At 70.8% G+C, this 22,260-nt stretch carries 20 protein-coding genes; 12 read left to right on the top strand and 8 right to left on the bottom strand.

The window, feature by feature from the left end:
* Window positions 1–5 precede the first annotated feature (5 nt).
* From ACIBK5_RS27195 to ACIBK5_RS27225, 7 genes are all read left to right on the top strand, one after another.
* Window positions 6–419, top strand: a complete 414-nt coding sequence (locus ACIBK5_RS27195) for a roadblock/LC7 domain-containing protein (RefSeq protein WP_030231800.1) — start codon at window positions 6–8, stop codon at window positions 417–419.
* A 110-nt stretch (window positions 420–529) separates the two neighbouring features.
* Complete coding sequence (locus ACIBK5_RS27200) at window positions 530–925, top strand: DUF742 domain-containing protein (RefSeq protein WP_053668780.1); 396 nt, start codon at window positions 530–532, stop codon at window positions 923–925.
* Entirely contained in the window at window positions 906–1,481 is a 576-nt protein-coding gene (locus ACIBK5_RS27205; RefSeq protein ID WP_104781463.1) for an ATP/GTP-binding protein, read from the top strand. Before ACIBK5_RS27200 ends, ACIBK5_RS27205 begins: the two co-directional genes overlap by 20 nt.
* A 377-nt stretch (window positions 1,482–1,858) precedes the next feature.
* Window positions 1,859–5,188, top strand: a complete 3,330-nt coding sequence (locus tag ACIBK5_RS27210) for a nitrate- and nitrite sensing domain-containing protein (protein ID WP_399023337.1) — start codon at window positions 1,859–1,861, stop codon at window positions 5,186–5,188.
* A 10-nt stretch (window positions 5,189–5,198) separates the two neighbouring features.
* Window positions 5,199–5,612 carry a roadblock/LC7 domain-containing protein gene (locus ACIBK5_RS27215; protein ID WP_003993185.1) on the top strand — a complete coding sequence of 138 codons (414 nt, stop codon included), beginning with the start codon at window positions 5,199–5,201 and terminating at the stop codon, window positions 5,610–5,612.
* A 94-nt stretch (window positions 5,613–5,706) separates the two neighbouring features.
* Window positions 5,707–6,285 (top strand): DUF742 domain-containing protein, encoded by a 579-nt coding sequence (locus ACIBK5_RS27220; RefSeq protein WP_184598587.1) that lies wholly within the window; start codon window positions 5,707–5,709, stop codon window positions 6,283–6,285.
* Window positions 6,266–6,847 carry an ATP/GTP-binding protein gene (locus ACIBK5_RS27225; protein WP_009314218.1) on the top strand — a complete coding sequence of 194 codons (582 nt, stop codon included), beginning with the start codon at window positions 6,266–6,268 and terminating at the stop codon, window positions 6,845–6,847. The genes ACIBK5_RS27220 and ACIBK5_RS27225 overlap by 20 nt, the downstream gene beginning before the upstream one ends.
* 168 nt (window positions 6,848–7,015) lie before the next feature.
* On the opposite strand, the gene ACIBK5_RS27230 is transcribed toward ACIBK5_RS27225, so the two are convergent.
* The 4 genes from ACIBK5_RS27230 to ACIBK5_RS27245 form a co-directional block, all read right to left on the bottom strand.
* The gene (locus ACIBK5_RS27230; RefSeq protein WP_391102602.1) at window positions 7,016–7,210 is read right to left on the bottom strand and encodes an acyl-CoA carboxylase epsilon subunit; all 195 of its coding nucleotides are present in this window, start codon (window positions 7,208–7,210) and stop codon (window positions 7,016–7,018) included.
* Between the two features lie 35 nt (window positions 7,211–7,245).
* Complete coding sequence (locus ACIBK5_RS27235) at window positions 7,246–8,829, bottom strand: acyl-CoA carboxylase subunit beta (RefSeq protein WP_399023340.1); 1,584 nt, start codon at window positions 8,827–8,829, stop codon at window positions 7,246–7,248.
* A 154-nt stretch (window positions 8,830–8,983) separates the two neighbouring features.
* On the bottom strand, window positions 8,984–11,317 hold the full coding sequence (locus ACIBK5_RS27240; RefSeq protein WP_399023554.1) for a polysaccharide lyase 8 family protein: 2,334 nt from the start codon (window positions 11,315–11,317) through the stop codon (window positions 8,984–8,986).
* A 156-nt stretch (window positions 11,318–11,473) separates the two neighbouring features.
* Window positions 11,474–12,307, bottom strand: coding sequence for an SDR family NAD(P)-dependent oxidoreductase (locus ACIBK5_RS27245; protein WP_399023342.1), 834 nt, complete (start codon window positions 12,305–12,307; stop codon window positions 11,474–11,476).
* 382 nt (window positions 12,308–12,689) lie between these two features.
* Here ACIBK5_RS27245 and ACIBK5_RS27250 point away from each other — a divergent pair, with 382 nt between their 5' ends.
* Both ACIBK5_RS27250 and ACIBK5_RS27255 read left to right on the top strand, forming a co-directional pair.
* On the top strand, window positions 12,690–13,295 hold the full coding sequence (locus ACIBK5_RS27250) for a YceI family protein (protein WP_399023344.1): 606 nt from the start codon (window positions 12,690–12,692) through the stop codon (window positions 13,293–13,295).
* A gap of 235 nt (window positions 13,296–13,530) precedes the next feature.
* Entirely contained in the window at window positions 13,531–14,316 is a 786-nt protein-coding gene (locus ACIBK5_RS27255; protein ID WP_399023348.1) for a S1 family peptidase, read from the top strand.
* Window positions 14,317–14,391: 75 nt separating this feature from the next.
* Here ACIBK5_RS27255 and ACIBK5_RS27260 read toward each other — a convergent pair whose 3' ends face one another.
* Entirely contained in the window at window positions 14,392–14,970 is a 579-nt protein-coding gene (locus ACIBK5_RS27260) for a YdeI family protein (protein WP_399023349.1), read from the bottom strand.
* Between the two features lie 39 nt (window positions 14,971–15,009).
* A complete protein-coding gene (locus ACIBK5_RS27265; protein ID WP_399023351.1) occupies window positions 15,010–15,594 on the bottom strand; it encodes a TetR/AcrR family transcriptional regulator in 585 nt (194 codons plus the stop codon).
* Window positions 15,595–15,666: 72 nt separating this feature from the next.
* Here ACIBK5_RS27265 and ACIBK5_RS27270 point away from each other — a divergent pair, with 72 nt between their 5' ends.
* Both ACIBK5_RS27270 and ACIBK5_RS27275 read left to right on the top strand, forming a co-directional pair.
* Window positions 15,667–16,605 carry a DMT family transporter gene (locus tag ACIBK5_RS27270; RefSeq protein ID WP_399023354.1) on the top strand — a complete coding sequence of 313 codons (939 nt, stop codon included), beginning with the start codon at window positions 15,667–15,669 and terminating at the stop codon, window positions 16,603–16,605.
* 161 nt (window positions 16,606–16,766) lie between these two features.
* On the top strand, window positions 16,767–17,942 hold the full coding sequence (locus ACIBK5_RS27275; RefSeq protein WP_399023356.1) for a Cmx/CmrA family chloramphenicol efflux MFS transporter: 1,176 nt from the start codon (window positions 16,767–16,769) through the stop codon (window positions 17,940–17,942).
* A gap of 39 nt (window positions 17,943–17,981) precedes the next feature.
* On the opposite strand, the gene ACIBK5_RS27280 is transcribed toward ACIBK5_RS27275, so the two are convergent.
* Window positions 17,982–19,331: a hypothetical protein gene (locus ACIBK5_RS27280; protein WP_399023358.1), complete on the bottom strand. Its 1,350-nt coding sequence runs from the start codon at window positions 19,329–19,331 to the stop codon at window positions 17,982–17,984.
* Window positions 19,332–19,513: 182 nt separating this feature from the next.
* Here ACIBK5_RS27280 and ACIBK5_RS27285 point away from each other — a divergent pair, with 182 nt between their 5' ends.
* A complete protein-coding gene (locus ACIBK5_RS27285; RefSeq protein WP_399023360.1) occupies window positions 19,514–20,173 on the top strand; it encodes an SLATT domain-containing protein in 660 nt (219 codons plus the stop codon).
* A 352-nt stretch (window positions 20,174–20,525) separates the two neighbouring features.
* On the opposite strand, the gene cimA is transcribed toward ACIBK5_RS27285, so the two are convergent.
* Window positions 20,526–22,130, bottom strand: a complete 1,605-nt coding sequence (gene cimA / locus ACIBK5_RS27290; protein ID WP_399023361.1) for a citramalate synthase — start codon at window positions 22,128–22,130, stop codon at window positions 20,526–20,528.
* Window positions 22,131–22,260: the final 130 nt, after the last annotated feature.

Genomic DNA, 22,260 nt, shown 5'->3' on the forward strand with positions numbered 1-22,260 from the left:
GTCCGATGAGCCAGGCGGCACAGAACCTCAACTGGTTGATCACCAACTTCGTGGACAACACCCCCGGGGTGTCCCACACCGTCGTCGTGTCCGCCGACGGTCTCCTCCTGGCGCTGTCGGAGGGCTTTCCGCGCGACCGCGCGGACCAGCTCGCGGCCGTCGCCTCCGGCCTGACGTCACTGACGGCAGGCGCCTCCCGGATCTTCGAGGGCGGCGACGTCGCTCAGACGGTCGTGGAGATGGAGCGGGGGTTCCTCTTCCTGATGTCCGTCTCGGACGGCTCGTCGCTGGCCGTCCTGGCACACCCCGAATGCGACATCGGCCTCGTCGGCTACGAGATGGCGCTCCTGGTCGACCGCGCGGGCGCGGTCCTCACCCCCGACCTGCGAGCTGAGCTCCAAGGCAGTCTGCTCCACTGAACGGCCCGGCACCACCCGTCTCACCACATCACCGTCCGGCCGCCACACACCCCACACAGGCCCCGTCAGACGGCTCGACTGACCGACTTGCTGTCCCGCCCGGAGGACCCATGACCCCGCCCCCCGCCTCTCATGATCCGTACGCGGAGCCGTACGAGGACGAGGGCGACCAGCCGCTGGTACGGCCCTACGCCATGACCGGCGGCCGGACGCGGCCGCGCTACCAGCTGGCCATCGAGGCTCTGATCAGCACGACCGCGGACCCCGCGGCGCTCATGGGGCTGCTGCCGGAGCACCAGCGCATCTGCCACCTGTGCCGTGAGGTGAAGTCGGTCGCCGAGGTCTCGGCGCTGCTCAACATGCCGCTGGGTGTGGCCAGGATCCTCGTCGCGGACCTCGCGGAGGCCGGTCTCGTCGCGATCCACCAGCCGGGCGGCGACGACGCCACCGGTGCACCGGACGTGACACTGCTCGAAAGGGTGCTCAGTGGACTTCGCAAGCTCTGACGCGGGTCGTTCCACCACGTCCGCGAAGATCGTGGTGGCGGGCGGCTTCGGCGTGGGCAAGACCACGTTCGTCGGCGCCGTCTCGGAGATCAACCCGCTGCGCACGGAGGCCGTCATGACCTCCGCAAGCGCGGGGATCGACGACCTGACCCACACCGGGGACAAGACCACCACCACGGTGGCCATGGACTTCGGCCGTATCACCCTGGACCAGGACCTGATCCTGTACCTCTTCGGTACGCCGGGCCAGGACCGCTTCTGGTTCATGTGGGACGACCTGGTGCGCGGCGCCATCGGCGCGGTGGTCCTGGTGGACACGCGCCGGCTCGCCGACTGCTTCCCGGCCGTCGACTACTTCGAGAACAGCGGCCTGCCCTTCGTCGTCGCGCTGAACGGCTTCGACGGCCAGCAGCCCTACCAGCCCGAGGAGGTGCGCGAGGCGTTGCAGATCGGACCGGACACCCCGATCATCACGACGGACGCCCGCCATCGGGCCGATGCGAAGAGTGCCCTGATCACGCTGGTCGAGCACGCTTTGATGGCACGGCTGAGGTAGCACCCAATTCGAGAGCGCCATACGGCAGTTGTCGTAGATACACCGGAGCCGACTGTGTCTTTTGACACGGTCGGCCAAGGTGTTCATAACGTTTCGGCAGAGGAATCGGGTGGTACGGCCACGCGTCGCGCACATCCGGTCTCGCTGCGCGCACAATCGCCCCGCCTTTTGGCGGGGCTCGCTCTTTATGACCGTTTTATCTGGGGCTTACATCACTCGGAATCCCTGCCTCGGACTGTTTGGAAGAGCGCAGGTCGTCGTGCTGGAATGCCTGAACTGCCCAATAGTCAATGACGCACTCGTCCGTCGACGACGTGTTGGGCGCTGAGACACTGCGGCACAACGTTGGTGCCGACCGCCGAGAGGTTGTTGGTCGAGTGAGGCGAAGCAAGAACAGTCCCGAGCCGTCGGCCCGGGGCAACTTCACCCCGCCGCCGCGCACAGCGGCGCCCGCCCCCGTGCCCGGTTCGGAGCCGACGGCCACGCCTGCCGAGAGCAGCGGCCGTCTCTCCCCGCGCAACTGGCGCGTGGCGACCAGGCTCAACGCGATCCTGCTCATACCCGTGCTGGTCGGCCTCGTCATGGGCGGCTTCCAGGTGAAGAGCTCGATCGACACCTGGCAGGAGGCCGAGGACGCGGAGAACACCGCGCGCCTGGTGCGCGCTTCCCTGCTGTACGCCAACGCCCTCTACAACGAGCGCGACACCTCGGCCGCGCCCCTGCTGAAGGGCAGCGCCCAGACGGCCCAGGACAAGGCGACCGTCACCCAGGTCCGCAAGGCCACCGACGAGGCGGCCGACGCCTTCGACACGGCGGCCCAGAGCATGCCGGCCAAGCCCGGCCTCGAGCGCCGTCTGAAGCTGTTCCGCAAGGCGGAGCCGAAGCTGCAGACCCTGCGCCAGGTCGCGTACACCTCCAAGCTCAAGGGTGTGCAGACCGAGGAGGGCTACGTCGAGGTCGCCCACCCGCTGACCGAGTTCGCCAACGAGCTCGGCCTGGGCACCGGCAACATCACCAGCTACGGCCGGACCGTGTACGCCATCGAGCTCACCAAGGCGGCCCTGTCGCTGCAGCGCTCGATCGGCATGCACATCCTGGTCAAGCCGGGCCCGGACGACGGCAACCTGGCCAGCCAGCGCATCGCCCTGTCCTCGTACGCCTACCTCGAGCGCATCGCCATCGAGGAGTACATCGGCGGCGGTACCGAGCAGGACGCGGACAAGCTCAAGACGGCCGAGGCCAAGCTGAAGGCCGACGGCGCCGCGATGGCCCGGGAGGCCAAGGCCAAGAACCCGGACTACGTCCCCCCGCCGGCCAACCCGACGACGATGGTCTCGGCCGTCGCGACGCTGCCGAGCACCGACCCGAGCGCCCGCGCCGCACTCGCCGAGAAGGGCGTCACCGCCGAGAACTGGTGGGCGGTCAACACGCTCAAGTTCAACGCGTACGAGAAGATCGAGGCGGACATGGCCGACAAGGCCGTGGGCGAAGCCTCCGACATCGCCGACGACGCCCAGCGTGACGCCTACATCACCGGTGCCGCGGTCGTGGTCGCCCTGCTCCTCGCCTTCATCCTGGCCGGCGCGGTGGCCCGCCAGATGAGCCGCTCGATGCGCCAGCTGCGCAACGCCGCCTTCGGCATCGCCGAGCAGCGTCTGCCGATGCTGGTCGACCAGCTCTCGCGTACCGACCCCGGCCGCGTCGACACCCGGGTCCAGGCCATCCCGATCACCACCACCGACGAGATCGGCGAAGTCGCCCGCGCCTTCGACCAGGTCCACCGCGAGGCCGTCCGGCTCGCCGCCGAGCAGGCCCTGCTGCGGGGCAACATCAACGCGATCTTCACCAACCTGTCGCGCCGCAACCAGTCGCTGATCGAGGGCCAGCTGACCCTGATCACCGACCTGGAGAACAACGAGGCCGACCCGGACCAGCTGGAGAACCTCTTCCGGCTGGACCACCTCGCGACCCGTATGCGCCGCAACGGCGAGAACCTCCTGGTCCTCGCCGGCGAGGAGCCGGGCCGCCGCTGGGACCAGCCGGTCCCCCTCGTCGACGTGCTGCGCGCCGCCTCCTCCGAGGTGGAGCAGTACGAGCGCATCGAGCTGTCGGGCGTCCCGGAGGCCGAGATCCACGGCCGTGCCGTGACCGACCTCGTGCACCTGCTCGCCGAGCTGCTGGAGAACGCCACGACGTTCTCCTCCCCGCAGACCAAGGTTCGTGTGACCGCCACCCGTCTCCCCGACGGTCGGGTCATGATCGAGATCCACGACAAGGGCATCGGCCTCACCGCCGAGGACTTCGCGGACATCAACCACAAGCTGGCCAACCCGCCGACGGTGGACGCCGCGATCTCGCAGCGCATGGGCCTCTTCGTGGTCGGCCGGCTGTCCGACCGGCACGGCATCCGCGTCCAGCTGCGCCCCTCGGGCGAGCAGGCGGGCACGACCTCGCTGGTCATGCTGCCCGACGCGATCACCCACGGTGGTGGCGGCGAGCAGCACGTGGACCGCGACGAGTTCACCGTCTCGCAGATCATCCCCGAGCAGAACTTCGGCGGCGAGAACTTCAACCAGCAGCCCATGCGCACGGCCGCGGAGCTCGGCTTCGACGACAGCCGTTACTCCGAGGTCCCCGACGACATACGTGAGCTGGACCCCGTCGGCCGCTCCCTGATGCGCGAGGAGCGCAGGGCGGCCCTGGAGGCCCAGTCCCACGAGGAGCAGCCCGCCCTTCCCGGGCGGAACCCGCAGGACCCCGACGGGGGCCACGCGTACCCCGAGGAGTTCAACGGGCAGCAGGGCTACGACACGGGCCAGGCCTACGACACGGGCCAGACCGGCTACCCTCAGCAGCAGCCCTCCGCGTACGACCGTCAGGCGACCTACGGGGACCAGCAGGCGCAGTACGAGGAGCAGCGGCACACGGCGTACGAGGAGCCGCAGCGCCCCGCGTACGAGGAGCAGTACTACGCGCCGAACGGCGGCATGCCGCAGAACGACACCTTCTCGCCGAACGGCGGCTACCCGGACCCCTCCTATGCGGAGCCGGCCCAGCAGGAGCCCCCGTCGCAGGGTGCGGGCGTGCCCGAGAGCTTCCCCGCCTTCGAGCAGCGTCGTCACCAGGACGACTGGCCGCAGCAGGACGGTTACCAGAACGGCTACCCGAGCCAGTACCCTTCTCAGGCCCAGGAAACGGAATCTGCGCAGGCCGCTGACGCAAGTGAGCAGGACCGCGTAGGCTTCGACCGTCCGGGACCGGCCCACTCCGCCGCCCACTCGACGACCGACGCGGGGCTTCCCCGCCGCGGATCCACTGCGAGCGGTGCGAACGGCACGGGCGGCGCGCGGCACGTGAGCCAGGAGCCTCCGGCCTCCACCCCGGAGAGCAACGGCGACAGCGACTGGCGCTCGGCGAACGACGCGCGGTGGCAGCAGGCTTCGCAGCTCCGGAAGCCCAGGGCCGGCGGGGTCACCTCCTCCGGCCTGCCGAGGCGGGTACCCAAGGCCAACCTGATCGAGGGTGCCGCCGAGAGCACCCCCCAGGGAGGCCCCCAGGTCTCCCGCGCCCCGGAGGACGTCCGGGGCAGGCTGAGCAATCTGCGCCGCGGCGTGGAACGCGGACGCAACGCAGGCAGTGAAACGAACGGCCAGGCCACTAGGAATCAGCACAGTGGTCCTGACAGCACCTACAACCAGGAGCGTTAGTGTGAGCCCGATGAGCCAGGCGGCACAGAACCTGAACTGGTTGATCACCAACTTCGTGGACAACACCCCGGGGGTGTCCCACACGGTGGTGGTCTCCGCCGACGGACTCCTTCTGGCGATGTCCGAAGGCTTCCCCCGCGACCGCGCCGACCAGCTCGCGGCCGTCGCCTCCGGCCTGACGTCACTGACGGCAGGCGCCTCCCGGATCTTCGAGGGGGGCGCTGTGAACCAGACGGTTGTGGAGATGGAGCGGGGATTCCTCTTCATCATGTCCGTATCCGACGGCTCGTCCCTCGCGGTTCTCGCACATCCCGAGGCGGACATCGGTCTCATCGGGTACGAGATGGCGCTGCTGGTCGACCGAGCCGGTACGGTCCTGACACCGGACCTTCGTGCGGAGCTCCAGGGGAGCCTGCTCAACTAACGGACGGACGGTGCGTTTTGGCGTCCCGTGGCCGTAAAGTTTCGGGACGCGGCTCCACAGCGATGGGTGCCAGGCACAGTCGGAGGAGGAGAAAGTGGCAACACCCCCAGGCGGTTCGTCTTCGGGCAACTGGTCGTACGGCCCTGCCCAGGGCCAGAACGACGGTGCCCAGAACCCGAACCGTTACAACTTCCCCTCCACACCGAGCCACCGGCAGCCGTACGCGCCGCAGGGCCCCGGCCCGTCGCCGTACGACCAGCCACCGGCCCCGCGTATCCAGCCTGTGCAGCCCCAGCGCCGCACCCCCGAGCCGGCGCCCGCCGGGGCGTCGAACAACCCGCTGGTGCGTCCGTACGCCATGACCGGTGGCCGGACCCGCCCGCGTTACCAGCTCGCCATCGAGGCGCTGGTGCACACCACTGCGCAGCCGCACCAGATGCAGGGCCAGTTGCCCGAGCATCAGCGGATCTGCAACCTCTGCCGGGAAATCAAGTCGGTCGCCGAGATCTCGGCGCTCCTCACGATCCCTCTCGGCGTGGCCAGGATCCTCGTCGCCGACTTGGCGGAGGCGGGACTGGTCGCGATCCATCAGCCCGGCGGCGACGAGAACGCCGGCGGCCAGCCAGACGTGACACTGCTCGAAAGGGTGCTCAGTGGACTTCGCAAGCTCTAGCGGCGGTCCTTCCCGCTCCACCACCTCAGCGAAGATCGTGGTGGCGGGTGGCTTCGGCGTGGGCAAGACCACGTTCGTCGGGGCCGTCTCGGAGATCAACCCGCTGCGTACCGAGGCCGTCATGACGTCAGCTTCGGCCGGCATCGACGACCTCACCCACACCGGGGACAAGACGACCACCACGGTCGCCATGGACTTCGGCCGTATCACCCTGGACCAGGACCTGATCCTGTACCTCTTCGGTACGCCCGGTCAGGACCGCTTCTGGTTCATGTGGGACGACCTGGTGCGCGGTGCCATCGGCGCGATCGTGCTGGTGGACACGCGGCGTCTCGCCGACTGCTTCCCGGCCGTCGACTACTTCGAGAACTCGGGTCTGCCGTTCGTGATCGCGCTGAACGGGTTCGACGGGCAGCAGCCGTACAACCCGGACGAGGTGCGGGAGGCGCTGCAGATCGGGCCGGACACGCCGATCATCACGACGGACGCTCGGCATCGGGCCGATGCGAAGTCGGCGTTGATCACGCTGGTTGAGCACGCGCTTATGGCACGGCTTCGTTAGCCAGTAGATGTGGGGACAGCCCCCGGCGGCCAATGGGTTGCCGGGGGCTGTTGCGTTGCCGGGTGCGGGTTGTGGGTGGTTGTTCGCGCAGTTCCCCGCGCCCCCAAAAAACCAAAGACAAAAGCAAGAGGCCCCTCCGAAGAGGGGCCTCTTTTTCAAGTGCTGGGGTCAGCGCCAGCTGTGGGGGGCTCGGAAGCCCGGCTCGCGTTCCAGGCGGCGCCAGCCGGCCTTGACGCGGCCGCGGTGCGTCGGGGTCGGGTCGGTGGGGCGGGCGGCGGCGCGGGCCAGGAGGATCGCCGTGATGGCGGCGACTTCCTCGGGCTCGGCGTGGCCCTTCTCGACGCGGATGTCAGGCAAGTCCATGGGTGTCAGTCTCCGTGAGGAAGATGTCCGCAGGGTTACTGCGGCGGGTTGCCGTGCTTGCGGGACGGCAGGTCCGCGTGCTTGGTCTGGAGCATCGCGAGGGACTTGATCAGGACCTCGCGGGTCTCGGCGGGGTCGATGACGTCGTCGACCAGGCCGCGCTCCGCCGCGTAGTACGGGTGCATCAGCTCGGACTTGTACTCCTTGACCATGCGGGCCCGCATGGCCTCGGGGTCCTCGGCCTCGGCGATCTGGCGGCGGAAGATGACGTTGGCCGCACCCTCCGCGCCCATGACGGCGATCTCGTTCGTCGGCCAGGCGTAGGTGAGGTCGGCGCCGATGGACTGGCTGTCCATGACGATGTACGCACCTCCGTAGGCCTTGCGCAGGATCAGCGAGATCCTCGGCACGGTCGCGTTGCAGTAGGCGTAGAGCAGCTTCGCGCCGTGGCGGATGATCCCACCGTGCTCCTGGTCGACGCCGGGCAGGAACCCGGGTACGTCCAGAAGAGTGATGATCGGGATGTTGAAGGCGTCGCACATCTGGACGAAGCGGGCCGCCTTCTCGGAGGCCTCGATGTCCAGGACACCGGCGAGCGCCTGAGGCTGGTTGGCGACGATGCCGACGACCTGGCCGTCCATCCGGCCCAGCGCGCAGATGATGTTCCGCGCCCAGCGCTCGTGGACCTCCAGGTAGTCGCCGTCGTCGACGATCTCCTCGATGACCTTGGCCATGTCGTACGGCCGGTTGCCGTCCGCCGGGACCAGGTCCAGCAGGACGTCCGAGCGGCGGTCCACCGCGTCCGTGGCCTCCGCGCGGGGCGGGTTCTCACGGTTGTTCTGCGGGAGCATCGAGAGGAGGTAGCGCACCTCCGCGATGCAGGTCTCCTCGTCGTCGTACGCGAAGTGGCAGACACCGCTGGTCTCCGCGTGCACGTCGGCGCCGCCGAGGCCGTTCTGGGTGATCTCCTCGCCGGTGACCGCCTTGACGACGTCCGGGCCGGTGATGAACATCTGCGAGGTCTCGCGGACCATGAACACGAAGTCCGTCAGGGCGGGGCTGTACGCCGCGCCGCCCGCGCACGGGCCGAGCATCACCGAGATCTGCGGGATCACGCCCGAGGCCTTGGTGTTGCGCTGGAAGATGCCGCCGTAGCCGGCGAGGGCGGAGACGCCCTCCTGGATACGGGCGCCTGCGCCGTCGTTCAGTGAGACCAGCGGAGCCCCGGCCGCGATGGCCATGTCCATGATCTTGTGGATCTTGGTGGCGTGGGCCTCGCCCAGCGCGCCGCCGAAGACCCGGAAGTCATGGGCGTAGACGAAGACCGTGCGGCCCTCCACCGTCCCCCAGCCGGTGATCACACCGTCGGTGTACGGCTTCTTGGCCTCCAGGCCGAAGCCGGTGGCCCGGTGCCGGCGGAGCTGCTCGACCTCGCGGAAGGAATCCGGGTCGAGGAGCAGCTCGATGCGCTCCCGCGCGGTCAGCTTGCCCTTGGCGTGCTGCGCCTTGGTCGCCTTCTCGCTCGGTCCGGCCACCGCCTGCGCACGGATCTCGTGCAGTTCGGCCACGCGTCCGCGCGCGTCGGTCGGCTCACCCGGCGCCTCATCCAAAACGGTCATGTAGTGACCTTACGAAGCCAACCCAGGAAAGCGGGCCGTCGACTCCTCACAGTCTCCGGCGTGTTTTCCTGGTACCCCTGAACAGAACCATGGCGGAGTGCAGCCAATCCGACTGCTCAGGGGGTGTACGGCTTGTAGGGGTCACACAAAGACCTCAACCGAGAGTCACCTCACATCGGTGCATCGCGCATACCTCCCCCGGGGTGACCCGCAGCCTCAGTCGAGGGCCGGTCGAGAGCACCTCGACGCTCTCGTCCGCGCGGACGATCCGGCGGACCGGACGGTCCCAGGTGATCTCCAGCGGCTCGCCGGTGCGGGGCGGCTCGCTCGCACAGAGGGTAGCGGTACGGCCCCGGCGGACGGTCAGCACGCTCGCGCCGGCGGAAGCGGTGAGCGGGCCCGCCGTGCCTGCCTGCCAGAAGTTCGCGGCCGTGCAGCCGAGGGAGGGCACGGTGACCGCCTGGCAGGTCGCGTCGTTGGCGAGGACCGACAGCCAGTGGCGGTCGGCCGCGCGGCGTGCGACCGCGCGGCGGGACGCCCCGGGCATGAGGACGTAGGCGTATGTGGCGGCCTCGGGGTCGGTGCCGTGGTCGAGCCAGAGGGTCTGCCAGCGGCGGGTGCGCCGCTCCGGGGTGCTGCCGGTGTTGATGTCGGCCCAGGCGCCGGTGCGGTCCTCGCGGAGAGCCTTGGGCTCGCCGTCGAGCAGGACCCAGCCGCCGTGGTCCTCCAGGTGGGCCCAGTTCCGGTCCTTGTTCCGGCCCTGGACGAAGGTCTGGGTGCCGGACTCTCCGAGGTTGCGGTTGTCGACGATCGTCTCCACCGGGACGCCGTCGGCGCAGCTGATCCCGGCGCCGAGGCAGATCACCGCGTCCGCGACGCAGAACCAGGACTTGCGGGCCTGGAGGGTGGAGCCGAGGCCCCTGAGGTGCTGGCCGAGCGCCGCGTACGCGCCGTCGGTGGTGCCGCCGACCCAGCGTGCGTCCGGGCGGGCGGTGCCCCACTCGCCGCCTTCCCGGTCGGCGAGGCGTTGGGTGGAGACGGTGGTGCCGGGCAGGCGGTACCAGTCCACCGTCGGCCAGAACCAGTCCGTGTACTGGTCGCTCGTACCGGACCACCAGCTGACCATCCCCGCGCCGGTGTGCCAGCCGCGCGGGTGCTCGCCGTTGCCGCACTCGTAGTGGGCGATGCGGTCGCTGGCCATGGCGATGTTCACGGTGAAGCCCGGGCGGCGGTGGACGGCACGGTCCATGGCGGCGAAGAGGTGGTGTCCGGTGGGTTCGGGTGCGGCCGGGGCGGGCGAGGCGGCGATGGCGTGCAGCCGCGTCAGGTCGGCCACGCCGAACTGGGGTGCCGTCAGGATCGGGGTGACCGTGTCCCGTTCGATCCAGCCCTTGACGCGGGCGTGCCAGCGGTCGCGTTCGGCGGGGCTCGCGGCGGCCGCGAGGAGGGCGATGGCCGCGATGAGCTGCTGTCCGTGGAAGTGGTCGCTCCGCATGACCTTGCGGTCGTCGGTGGTGAGGTAACCACGGCTGACGGCCCGGCCGTTGACGCTGTCCATGACCAGTCCGTCGTGGATGAGCGGGGCGTAGGCGTGCTCGACGCTGTCGAGGATGATCTGCCGGTTCGGGTCGGTGACCGCCCAGTCGGATCCGGCGAGCAGGGCGAAGAGCCGGCCGAGGCCGTCGAGCATGACCTGTCCGTAGGTGCCCGAGTAGGCGACCCAGGTGTGCTGGACGAAGGAGCCGTCGGCGTGGAGGCCGTCGCCCCGGGTGACGTACGGGAAGACCGGGGAGAGCGCGTCACGGGCGAGGGCGATCTTGGCCGGGTCGCGGCCGAGGACGCCGCGCAGGGCGACGGAGCGGCACAGGTCGACGCGGTTGGCGCCGGTGGAGGTGCCGGTGTAGTCGCCGAGGGCCGAGTCGGGGACGAAGTGGTCGACGGCCGCGCAGGCGGCCCGGACGCGGGGGTCGCCCAGCTCGTCGTACAGGGCGGCTGTGATGTCGGTGAGCAGACGGGGGCTGCCGATCTGCCATTCCCACCAGTTGCCGTAGCGGGTGGTGGAGGGGTTGTAGACGGTCGCGGAGAGGTGGTCGAGGCCGCGCAGGACGTCCGCGAGGAGTTCCGGGTCGGCGGTCGAGCCGGTGCCCTGCTGGACGTAGGCCTGGGTCATGCTCCACAGACGGCCGTAGCTGAGCGTGATGCCGGCCGGCGGGTCGAAGGGGTGTCCGGGCCAGAGGGAGTCCGCCGCCGGGGCCATCGTGGCGCGCAGACGGCGCGCGAGTTCACCGGTCTCGGCGAGCCGGGACGCGTACGGCTCCGCGGCCGGGTCGTAGCCCTCGCCGAGGGCGATGCCGAGCCAGCGCCGGCGGAGGGTTTCGTACGGATCCTGGGCTTCGGGAGCAGCCGTGCCGTGGGGCGCGGGCCTCGCGCCCCCGGTCGCCGCCAGCGCCGCGGCCGCGAGCAGCAGAGCCCGGCGGCTGGGGCGCATCGGGGTGGCGGCGGTCTTGGCCGTACGGCGGGGGAAGACACGACGCTGGGGAGTCATGCCCATGCCCTACCACGGGGAGGCGGTCGCCTGAACGGAGGATTCGGCCGGAGTGACTGGGATGGGGGAACGAGGGGATGCGGCGCGTGCCGGCTCCGATCAGCCGAAGCGGTTCGGCATGCGGCGATATAGCCCCAGGGCCCTGAGGCGGCTCGGGAGGGTTCGCCAGGCGGGGGCGTGTGCCTCGTCGCGGTCCTGGCGTACGGACTGGAAGATCTCGCGGGCGACGGAGCCGGGCGAGACGGGACGGGGTGTGGTGCGGTCGTGAGGGCCGCCCCGGCGGGTGGAGCCGGCGCGGGCGGGCACGACGAAGGTCACGCCCACGCCCGTGCCGCGCAGTTCCTGGCGCAGTGCCTCGGCGAAGGCGGCGAGGCCCGCCCTGGCGGCGGAGTGCACCGCTTCCTCCCGTACGCCCGCGCGGCCCGCGACCGAGCCGAGCAGCACCACCCGGCCCCGGCCGGCCGCGATCATGGACGGCAGCACCTCGCGCACGAGGTGGAGCGTGGCGTTGAGGTCGAGGGCCAGCACCCGGTCGATGTCGGTGTGCGGCATGGCGGCGAACGGGCCCGTCCAGCCGATGCCCGCCCCGGCGACCAGGACGTCGATCCGGCCGGTCGCGTGCAGCGCGGACTGGGCCAGCAGGCGGGGGCCGTCCGGGGCGGCGAGGTCGGCGGGCAGTACGAGGGCCGAGGTGCCGGACGCCGTCCGCTCCAGGCACCGCCGGTCGCGTCCGTTGAGGAGCAGTTGCCAGCCGTCCATGGCGAAGCGCCGTGCCGTCGCCGCCCCGATGCCCGAGGAGGCGCCGGTGACGAGGGCCACGCGCCGGTCCAGACGCCGTGCCGGTCCGTGCTCGCGCACCCTGGAAGGGGCCGAGGGGCCGTGTGGTGCGGGGCCCGGTGGGTCGTAGGCCGAGCCGGAGCCGGTGAGTGTCATCGGTCGGTCTCCCTGCGCTGTACGTCCGCCGTGGTCTCGTCTGTCTCCATGCGGGGCCCTGCGGATCCCTTCACACGGAACCTCCTCTTCCAGGACACCGCCGTTCCAGTGCACCGCGCCAGCGCTGGAGCCCCCTCGCGGGCCCGGCCCACCCGGTCCGACGTGCCCGTTTCCGTAGGCGGTCCACGGGCCGGGCCCGTCCGTGACGGCCGCGGCAGGACCACCCCTGCGGGCCGCTCGGTGCCGCCAGGCGGCGGTATCGCGACACAGCCTCCATTGATGTTGAACATTGAACCGGAATAGGTCTACGGTGGTGCGCGTTGATGTAGTTCAAGATTCAACATCAAGAGTCGGCATCACATCACGCGCAGGAGGCGTACCCATGAGCATCTTCAGCCGCAAGGACACCGAGACCGCCACCGCCACGTCCGGGGCCGTACGGCCGGAGCTGGCCGCCCTGACCGGCGACTACACGATCGACCCCGCGCACTCGACGATCGGCTTCGTCGCCCGCCACGCCATGGTCACCAACGTCAAGGGCGGCTTCCAGGACTTCACGGGCACGCTGCACCTCGACGGCACCGACCCCTCGCAGTCCTCGGCATCCCTCGACGTCGTGATGGACAGCATCGAGACGGGCAACGCCGACCGGGACGGCCACCTCAAGAGCGCGGACTTCTTCAAGGCGGACGAGTTCCCGGCCATGACGTTCCGCTCCACCAAGGCGGAGTCCCTGGGCGGCGACGACTACCGCATCACCGGTGAGCTGACGATCCTCGGCACGACCCGCCCCCTCGCCATCGACCTGGAGTTCAACGGCGCCGCGAAGGACCCCTTCGGCAACGAGCGCGTCGGCTTCGAGGGCAAGGCGGAGATCCTGCGCTCCGAGTGGGGCCTGACCTGGAACGCCGCCCTGGAGACCGGCGGTGTCCTCGTCTCCGACAAGATCAAGCTCAACTTCGACATCTCGGCGATCAGGAACGCCTGAACCTCCTGAACCGCCCGCACCTCCGGCCACGCCGTACGGGACGACTCCGTGCGGTGTGGCCGAATCGGGCCTCTTGTGCGAGGACTCGCGGCGTTCTCATAATCCAGCAGCAGAATTTTGACCGGTCCATGCCAGCACATGGACGTTTTTTTGGCCCTGCTGCTGACATGAGCTCGTCAAACGGATGCTTCGGTTGCACATCTCCCCAGGTCAACCCCCCACGGAAGGCATCACGTTGAAGAGACTTCTCACGGCCCTCAAGAGATGCGCGGTCGTCGGCGCCGCCGCGCTCGCGATCGCCAGCCTTCAGCCCGTCACCGCGGCGCAGGCCGCGCCGTCGCCCGTCGTCGGCGGGACGCGTGCCGCGCAGGGCGAGTTCCCGTTCATGGTCAGGTTGTCCATGGGCTGCGGCGGCGCGCTCTATACCCAGCAGATCGTGCTCACGGCCGCGCACTGCGTGGGCAGTTCCGGCAACAACACGAGCATCACCGCCACCGCGGGGGTAGTCGACCTGCAGTCCACGAGCGGCCGGGTCCAGGTCCGCTCCACCAAGGTGCTCCGCGCGCCCGGCTACAACGGCACCGGCAAGGACTGGGCGCTCATCAAGCTCGCCCAGCCGATCAATCTGCCGACCCTGAAGATCGCCACGACCTCGCAGTACAACACCGGTGACTTCACCGTCGCCGGCTGGGGCGCCAACCGTGAGGGCGGCTCCCAGCAGCGCTACCTCCTGAAGGCGACCGTGCCCTTCGTCAGCGACGCCGCGTGCAAGGCCTACGGCGGTCTGTACAGCGGCCTCGTCGCGAACGAGGAGATCTGCGCCGGCTTCGACGCGGGCGGGGTCGACACCTGCCAGGGCGACTCCGGCGGCCCGATGTTCCGCAAGGACAACGCCGGCGCCTGGATCCAGGTCGGCATCGTCAGCTGGGGCGAGGGCTGCGCACGGCCCGAGGCCCCCGGCGTCTACACGGAGGTCTCCACGTTCGCCTCCGCCATAGCCTCGGCGGCGTCCACACTCTGACCCGCCCCTCAGCAGCGACAGAACAGCGCACGGGTCCGGTGCCGTCGGGCACCGGACCCGCCCGCCCGGCCGGGCTCATCGGTCCCGTCCGCCGGTCTCCAGCTTCGCCACCGCCGCGGCCACCTGTGCCGCCCTGGTCCGCGGCGTCCGGGCGCGGAGGACGCCGAGCATGGCGAGGTAGCGGTCCGTCCGTCCGAGTTTCCCGAAGGCCGCCGCGGCCCGTGGGCTCAGGGCCAGCGCCGCCGCGAGATCCTCCGGGACCTCAGCCTCCTGCTGGGACGCGTAGGCCGCTTCCCATCGCCCGTCCGCCTGCGCGGCGGCCACCTCGTCGCGTCCGCCGGGGCGCATCCGCCCGGCGGCGGTCAGTTCCTCGACCCGCCGGACGTTGACCATGGACCAGAGACTGCCCGGGCGCCGCGGGGTGATCCTCTGGAGGTAGTACGACCCGTCGAGGCCCTTGCGCTGCCCGGTGATCCACCCGTGGCAGAGCGCCACGTCGTTGACGTCGGCGGCACTGAGGGAGGGGATGCCCGATCCCTTCTTGGCGACCTTGACCCAGAGGCCGGGATGCGGGGCGGGGTGGGCGGTCAGCCAGGAGTCCAGGCCGGCCGCGGTGGCGAAGGTGAGCGGGTCCCTGCCGTCGGAGGTGGTCATGGCACCACCGTAGGGACCGAGTAGGACAGGATCCGTCCGCTACGCGAGCAGTGCGCGCGCCTGTTCGCGGGCGTCGGCGATGGCGTCCGGGAAGATGTTCAGACCGTGGGCGACGAGCGCGCCCTCGTGCAGCAGCATCAACGCCCGGGCCAGACGGGCCGGTTCATCCGGGGCGATGTCCGCGGCGAGGCCGGTGAACAGGGCGAGCATCCACTGCTTCTGGCCGGTGATGATCGGGTGGGCCGGGTGGGCGGGGTCGCTGATCTCGGCGTGGGCGTTGACCATGCTGCACCCCTTGGGGCTGCTGTCCCGCGCCCATGCGCGTGAGGCGTCGAAGACCGCCAGGACACGCTCCAGCGGGTCCGGCCCGGCCGTGTCGAGGCGCTCGCCGAGGAAGGCCCGCCAGCGCTCGTCGCGATCGGCGAGGTACTCCACGACGATCTGCTCCTTGGAGCCGAACCGGTCGTAGAGGGTCTTCTTCGTCACGCCGGCCTCCGCTGCGATGAGGTCGACCCCGACAGCGTGGATGCCGCGCTCGTAGAACAGCCGCGCGGCGGCCTCCAGGGCGCGGCGCGCGGCAGGCGTCAGTGTGATCCGGCGGGGGTTCTCAGCGGTGGTACCCATGGCATCCGAGTATACCGATCTGTATAGTCGCGAGGGAACGGGTATACCGATCTGTCTATTGGTTGTGATGTCGTGAACATCCTGCTCTCCCTCGCCTTCGTCCTGTGCTGGAGCTCCGGATTCATCGGAGCCAAGCTCGGTGCGGGCAGCGCGTCCGCGCTCACGGTCCTGATGTGGCGGTTCCTGCCGCTGGCCGTCGTCCTCGTCGCCGTCGCCGTCCTCACGCGGTCCGCCTGGCGGGGACTCACCACCCGGGACGTGACCCGGCAGGCCGTGATCGGGGTGCTGTCGCAGAGCGGCTATCTGCTGAGCGTCTACTACGCCATCCAGCTCGGCGTCTCCAGCGGCACCACGGCCCTGATCGACGGCGTCCAGCCCCTCGTCGCCGGAGCCCTCGCGGGACCGCTGCTCGGGAGCCATGTCTCGGGCCGGCAGTGGATCGGCCTGGGCCTTGGGCTGGGCGGCGTCGCCGTGGTCACCCTGGCCGACGCCGCCGCCGGGACCGGCGTGGCCTGGTGGGCCTATGCCATCCCGCTGCTCGGCATGCTGTCCCTGGTCGCGGCGACGTTCCTGGAGAGCCGGTCCCGCTCGCGGGTCGCTCCCTCGGTGTCACTGACCGTCCACTGCGTCACCAGCGCCGTTCTCTTCACCGTGCTGGCACTGGGCGCCGGAGCCGCCGCGCCGCCGGCCGAGGGCGGGTTCTGGGTGGCGGTCGCCTGGCTCGTGGGCCTGTCCACGTTCGGCGGGTACGGGCTGTACTGGCTGATCCTGAAGCGCTCCGGCGTCACCGAGGTCAACACCCTGATGTTCCTCATGGCCCCGGTCACGGCCGTCTGGGGCGCGCTCATGTTCGGCGAACCGTTCGGCGTCCAGACCGCCCTCGGGCTGGCCGTCTGCCTCACGGCCGTCGTCATCGTCCACCGCGGTGGGGGCCGGGGGAACGCGGCCCTGAACGCCGCCCGGAAAGACCGGCAGGAAAACCGGTGGACCCGGTCCTCCGAAGCCGCCTAACGTGCCTGTCGTGTCCAGCCCCGAGGCGTCCAGAGTGCGGCCACCGGCTCTCCGGTGGCTGCTTGTGATGTCGGGCCGCTGAGGCCCCTTCTTCGCTCCGCCGCCGGATCGCCGACCGACGTGTCGTGTTCGTCGTCGACTTCCGGGTGCGGAGTTTCTTCATGCCGTTCGCTCTTCTTCTGCTGGGCCTTGCCGTGTTCGCGCAGGGAACGTCCGAGTTCATGCTGTCCGGGCTGGTGCCGGACATCGCGCGGGATCTGGGGGTGTCCGTTCCCGCTGCGGGCGCGCTGACCTCAGCCTTCGCCGCGGGAATGGTCGTGGGGGCGCCGCTCGTGGCGGGCCTCGCTCGGCGCTGGCCGCGTCGGGGCACGCTGCTGGCGTTCCTCCTCGTCTTCCTCACCGTCCATGTCGCCGGTGCCCTCACCGGCAGTTTCGAGGTCCTTCTCGTCACACGGGTCGTGGGGGCGCTCGCCAACGCCGGGTTCCTCGCCGTCGCCCTCGTCGCCGCCGTGGACATGGTCCCGGCGGACGCGAAGGGCCGGGCGACGTCCACGCTGCTGGGCGGGGTGACGCTGGCGTGTGTGGCCGGGGTGCCCGCCGGGGCCGTGCTGGGCGGACTGTGGGGCTGGCGTACGGCGTTCTGGGCCGTGGCGCTGGTGTCGCTGCCGGCCCTGGTGGCGGTGGCGTGGTCCGTGCCGGGCGGGACGGCCGGGGGCGCGCCGCCCGCGCTGCACGGTGAGCTGCGCGCGCTGCGCGGCCCCCGACCGCTCGTCACCCTGTTGCTGGGCGCCCTGGTGAACGGGGCGACGTTCTGCACCTTCACCTATCTCGCGCCGCTGGTCACCGAGGTGACGGGGCTGGGCAGCGCAGGGGTGCCCGGGGTGCTCGCGCTGTTCGGGGCCGGGTCGTTCGTGGGCGTGACCGCCGCCGGGCGGTTCGCCGACCGGCGTCCCGTGCCGGTCCTCGCCGGCGGGGGCGTCGCGGTCGGCGTGGGCTGGTGCCTGCTGGCCGTCGGGGCCGGGCACCCGGTCCTGGCCCTCGGACTGGTCTTCGTCCAGGGGGCGCTGTCGTTCGGCGTCGGCTCCACGCTGATCGCCCAGGTGCTGTACGCGGCGCCGGGCGCGCCCACGCTGGCCGGGGGTTTCGCCACCGCCGCGTTCAACGTCGGCGCGGCACTCGGGCCTTGGGCCGGTGGCGCGGCGATCGGCGCCGGGTTCGGGTACCGGTCGCCGGTGTGGGTGAGCGCGGGTCTGATCGCGCTCGCGGCCGTCGTGGCCGGGGCGATGTGGCGGCACCGAGGGCGGCTCGCGGGCGTCCAGGAGCCGCTGCGGCGCTGAACTCAGGCGGCGGGGCGGAGCATCACGACGCCGCCGGGTTCAGAACCCACCCCCGAAGTCCCCGCCGCCGAAGCCTCCGCCGCCGAAGTCCCCTCCTCCGAAGCCGCCGCCGAAGTCGCCGGAGTCGAAGTTGGCGCCGGAAACGTCACCGCCCTCGTACCCGCCGAAGTCGCCGTAGCCGGAGCCGTAGTCAGCCGCGTAGGCGGGGGCGGCCATCATGCTGCCGAGCAGGGTGCCGACGAGGAGGCCGGGCAGGATGCCGCCGGCGAAGTAGCCGCCGGCCCAGGGGCCGTACGCCGGACCTGCCTCCCAGTACGGGCGGCGGCCGTAGTCGGTGTCGACCTCGCGGATCACCGGGTCCCGGCCTTCGGCGAGCCGGGCCTGGTCGGCCGCGCAGACCGGGACGTCGCGCACGGTGCCGCCCGAGGGTGTCCAGCTCGCGTCGGCGACCGAGGGGCCGTGGCGCGGGTCGAAGAAGCAGGGCGGGCGGCGCTCCGGCAGCCGGCCGCCCTCGCGCCGGGCCGCGAGTCGGGCCAGGGAGAAACGGCCGTCCTCCACGGTCTGGGTGACGGGCCGGACGTCCTCCGGCTTCGTCGCGGCCGCCATCAGGGACTTCGCCTGCTCGTAGGCGTCCAGGGCACGCTCGTAGTCGGCGCGCATCGCGTCGTCGGCGCCGGGTTCCCCGGGATGGAAGTCGAGGCGGTCCAGCTCCTCGCCGAAGGCGGTGATGTCCTCGTCGACCACCACCCGCAGCTTCTCCAGGGCGGCCCGCTGCTCCTCCTCGTGACGGCGCCGGTTGCGCCGGACCACCGCGTAGGTGCCCACGCCGCCGGCCGCGACCAGGGCGCCGAACGTGATCAGGCCGCCGACCGGTACGTCGGTGCCCGAGCCGTCGCTCCAGCTGCTCGGCGCCGAACCGCCCACGCTGCGCAGGGCGTCGTCGACGAAGTCGTTCAGCTGGGCCTTGGTGTCACCGGTGTCCTGCACGGCCGTGACCAGGTTGGACACCGCCTGGCGGCTCATCACCGCACTGTCGGCACGGGCGTCGAACTCATCTCCGAGGCGAATGCCGTACAGACCGCTGACGCCGGTCTCGGTACGCAGGTTCCGGAAGAGGTCCTGCGTGGGGACGTCGGACGGGAGGACCGCCACGAAGACGGGCTTGTCCGCGTCCTTGATCTTGTCGGCGAGCGCCTCGGCGTCCGAGGCGGCCAGCAGGTCGGAGGCGGCCGGATCGACGTAGACGGGGTTCTCGCGCAGTTCCTCGGCGACCTTCGAGAGGTCGGTGGCCGCGTGCGCGCCCGGCGCACCGGCCATCAGCGCCACCAGTACGGCGGCGACCGGCACGATCAGCAGACGTACGAGGGTACGCACCAGCGCGGCCTTCATATGTTCGAAACTACCTGAATCGGCACAGAAAGGGATATCGGTAGGAGCGGGGATTTCAAGACGCCACTGCGCCTACGATGCCTCTGGCTCACTGCCGTGGGCCGTGCCGGTCCCGGCCGGTCCACCGGTCGCAGCGGAAAGGGCGGATCAGGGGCATGTTCGGTAGACGCAGAGCAGCGGACATGACGGTGTCCGCACTCACCGAGCTGGACCGTTCGCGGGCGCGGGCGGACCTGTTGTGGGAGCTGTTCCGGCATGCCGAGGCGGAGGTGACGACGGCGATCGGCTGGTACCTGGAGCGGCGCCGGGGGCCGTCGCTCTGGTCGCGGTCGCTGCGGGCGCTGGCCGCGCTGCTGGGCATCGTCGGCACGCTCACTCCGCTGGTGCACGCGGCCGCCCCGACGACCGTGCAGCCCGAGTGGGGCTTCGTCTTCCTGGCCGGCGGGGCGGGCTGTGTCCTGTTCGACCGGATCTTCGGCTTCTCGGCGTCCTGGACGCGCTACATCCGTACGCAGCAGGCGCTACAGCAGATCCTCAAGAGGGCGCAGGCCGAGTGGGCGCAGACGTATCTGCGGGCCACGGACTCCCCCAGCGACAAGGAGCAGGCCGCGCTGCTCGGGGTGATCGAGCGGCTGCGGACGGATGCGCAGCGGATCATCGAGGACGAGGGCTCGGCCTGGGTCGGGTATCTGGCCGACGGTGTGGAGGAGCTGACCCGGTCCACGGGCCATACGCCCGGGCAGCGGCCTCATTCGGCGGGTCTCTTCCGTCTCGACCGCGCGCCGGGGCGGGAGCGGGTGGGCGATGCCCAGGTGCCACGCGCCCGCGACTCGGCCATGTGACTTCCCCGTGCTCGGCGTGGGTGCCGGGGCCGGGGCGTTGCGCAGCTCGGCGCGACGAGGTGCCGCTGCGCCCACCCGTGCCGCCCCTAGCGGCACGCTGCCCGCAGCTAGGGCGGCAGGCATGCCTGCAGCGGGGGCGGCACGCTGCCCGCAGCTAGGGCGGCGCGGGGGGCGCGGCTGGGGCGGCACATGCCCGCAGCGGGGACGACTACGCAAGGGGACGTGTCGGGGGGTGTTCGCCCGCAGTGGTTGGCGCGTCAACGGGCAGTGAGTCGGTTCGCAAGTCCATCGCGCCAATCCGAGGACGGACACCCCCCGGCGCGGCCCCGACCCACCACCCGCCCGCAACCGGCTACTCCGCCGGAGCCACCCCGGCCCGCAGCAGGCCGTACGTGTACGCGTCCTCCAGGGACTGCCAGCTCGCCGCGATGACGTTCTCGGCGACGCCCACCGTGGACCACTCGCCCGCGCCGTCGGACGTGGAGATCAGGACGCGGGTCGTGGACTGGGTGCCGTGCTTGCCTTCGAGGATGCGGACCTTGTAGTCCACCAGCTCCAGCTTGGCGAGCTGGGGGTAGATCTTCTCCAGACCCACCCGCAGCGCCCGGTCGAGGGCATTCACCGGACCGTTGCCCTCCGCCGTGGCGACGATGCGCTCGCCCTTGGCCCACAGCTTGACCGTGGCCTCGTTGGCGTGGGACCCGTCGGGCCGGTCCTCGACGATGGCACGCCAGGACTCGACCTCGAAGTAGCGCAGCGGTTTGCCCTGGACCTCGGTGCGCAGCAGGAGTTCGAAGCTCGCGTCGGCCGCCTCGTAGGTGTAGCCCTGGAGTTCGCGTTCCTTCACCCGCTCCACGACCCGGCCGACCAGCTCCCGGTCGCCGCCCAGGTCGATGCCGAGCTCCTTGCCTTTGAGCTCGATGGACGCGCGGCCCGCCATGTCGGAGACCAGCATCCGCATGGTGTTGCCGACCAGCTCGGGGTCGATGTGCTGGTACAGGTCCGGGTCGACCTTGATGGCCGAGGCGTGCAGCCCGGCCTTGTGGGCGAAGGCGGAGAGGCCGACGTAGGGCTGGTGCGTGGAGGGGGTGAGGTTGACGACCTCGGCGATCGCGTGCGAGATACGGGTCATCTCGCGCAGATGGCCCTCGGGCAGGACCTTCTTGCCGTACTTCAGTTCCAGCGCCGCGACGACCGGGAAGAGGTTCGCGTTGCCCACCCGCTCGCCGTAGCCGTTGGCGGTGCACTGCACATGCGTCGCCCCCGCGTCCACGGCGGCCAGGGTGTTCGCCACCGCGCAGCCCGTGTCGTCCTGGGCGTGGATGCCGAGCCGGGCGCCCGTGTCGGCCAGGACCGTGGAGACGACCGCCTGGATCTGCGCCGGGAGCATGCCGCCGTTGGTGTCGCAGAGGATCACCACGTCCGCGCCGGCCTCCGAGGCCGTACGGACGACCGCCTTGGCGTACTCCGGGTTCGCCCGGTAGCCGTCGAAGAAGTGCTCGCAGTCGACGAAGACCCGGCGGCCCTGCTCCTTCAGGAACGACACCGTGTCGCGGATCATCTCCAGGTTCTCGTCCAGCGTGGTGCGCAGGGCGAGTTCGACATGGCGGTCGTGGGACTTCGCGACCAGCGTGATCACCTCGGCGCCCGACTCCAGCAGCGCCTTGACCTGCGGATCCTCCGCGGCCTTCGCTCCCGCGCGCCGGGTCGCGCCGAACGCGACCAGCTGGGCGTGCCGGAAGTCGATCTCCTGCTGGGCGCGGGCGAAGAACTCGGTGTCCCGGGGGTTCGCGCCCGGCCAGCCGCCCTCGATGAAGCCCACGCCGAAGTCGTCCAGGTGCCGTGCGATGGCCAGCTTGTCGGCGACGGTGAGGTTGATGCCCTCCCGCTGGGCGCCGTCGCGCAGGGTGGTGTCGAAGACGTGGAAGGAATCGTCGAGCTCGCTGGTTGCGGTCATGGTCTCAAGGCTCCTGAGGATTGGATCTCGGTCGTACCGGAATGACCGGCTCCACCGCCCCCACATACTCCCTCGCGCTCTCGCTCCTGGCTGCGGGTGGGCCAGAAAAGCGAAAAACCTCTCGCGGGTG

Origin of the sequence: Streptomyces sp. NPDC050546 (assembly GCF_044457425.1) — a bacterium.
In the GTDB taxonomy this organism is placed as follows: domain Bacteria; phylum Actinomycetota; class Actinomycetes; order Streptomycetales; family Streptomycetaceae; genus Streptomyces.

What these genes read in the sequence shown, in the direction of transcription:
- ACIBK5_RS27195 (WP_030231800.1), top strand. Translation starts at nt 6, where the DNA reads ATGAGCCAGGCGGCACAGAACCTCAACTGGTTGATCACCAACTTCGTG.
- ACIBK5_RS27200 (WP_053668780.1), top strand. Translation starts at nt 530, where the DNA reads ATGACCCCGCCCCCCGCCTCTCATGATCCGTACGCGGAGCCGTACGAG.
- ACIBK5_RS27215 (WP_003993185.1), top strand. Translation starts at nt 5,199, where the DNA reads ATGAGCCAGGCGGCACAGAACCTGAACTGGTTGATCACCAACTTCGTG.
- ACIBK5_RS27230 (WP_391102602.1), bottom strand. Translation starts at nt 7,210, where the DNA reads ATGGACTTGCCTGACATCCGCGTCGAGAAGGGCCACGCCGAGCCCGAG.
- ACIBK5_RS27235 (WP_399023340.1), bottom strand. Translation starts at nt 8,829, where the DNA reads ATGACCGTTTTGGATGAGGCGCCGGGTGAGCCGACCGACGCGCGCGGA.
- ACIBK5_RS27240 (WP_399023554.1), bottom strand. Translation starts at nt 11,317, where the DNA reads ATGCGCCCCAGCCGCCGGGCTCTGCTGCTCGCGGCCGCGGCGCTGGCG.
- ACIBK5_RS27245 (WP_399023342.1), bottom strand. Translation starts at nt 12,307, where the DNA reads ATGACACTCACCGGCTCCGGCTCGGCCTACGACCCACCGGGCCCCGCA.
- ACIBK5_RS27250 (WP_399023344.1), top strand. Translation starts at nt 12,690, where the DNA reads ATGAGCATCTTCAGCCGCAAGGACACCGAGACCGCCACCGCCACGTCC.
- ACIBK5_RS27260 (WP_399023349.1), bottom strand. Translation starts at nt 14,970, where the DNA reads ATGACCACCTCCGACGGCAGGGACCCGCTCACCTTCGCCACCGCGGCC.
- ACIBK5_RS27265 (WP_399023351.1), bottom strand. Translation starts at nt 15,594, where the DNA reads ATGGGTACCACCGCTGAGAACCCCCGCCGGATCACACTGACGCCTGCC.
- ACIBK5_RS27275 (WP_399023356.1), top strand. Translation starts at nt 16,767, where the DNA reads ATGCCGTTCGCTCTTCTTCTGCTGGGCCTTGCCGTGTTCGCGCAGGGA.
- ACIBK5_RS27280 (WP_399023358.1), bottom strand. Translation starts at nt 19,331, where the DNA reads ATGAAGGCCGCGCTGGTGCGTACCCTCGTACGTCTGCTGATCGTGCCG.
- ACIBK5_RS27285 (WP_399023360.1), top strand. Translation starts at nt 19,514, where the DNA reads ATGACGGTGTCCGCACTCACCGAGCTGGACCGTTCGCGGGCGCGGGCG.
- cimA (WP_399023361.1), bottom strand. Translation starts at nt 22,130, where the DNA reads ATGACCGCAACCAGCGAGCTCGACGATTCCTTCCACGTCTTCGACACC.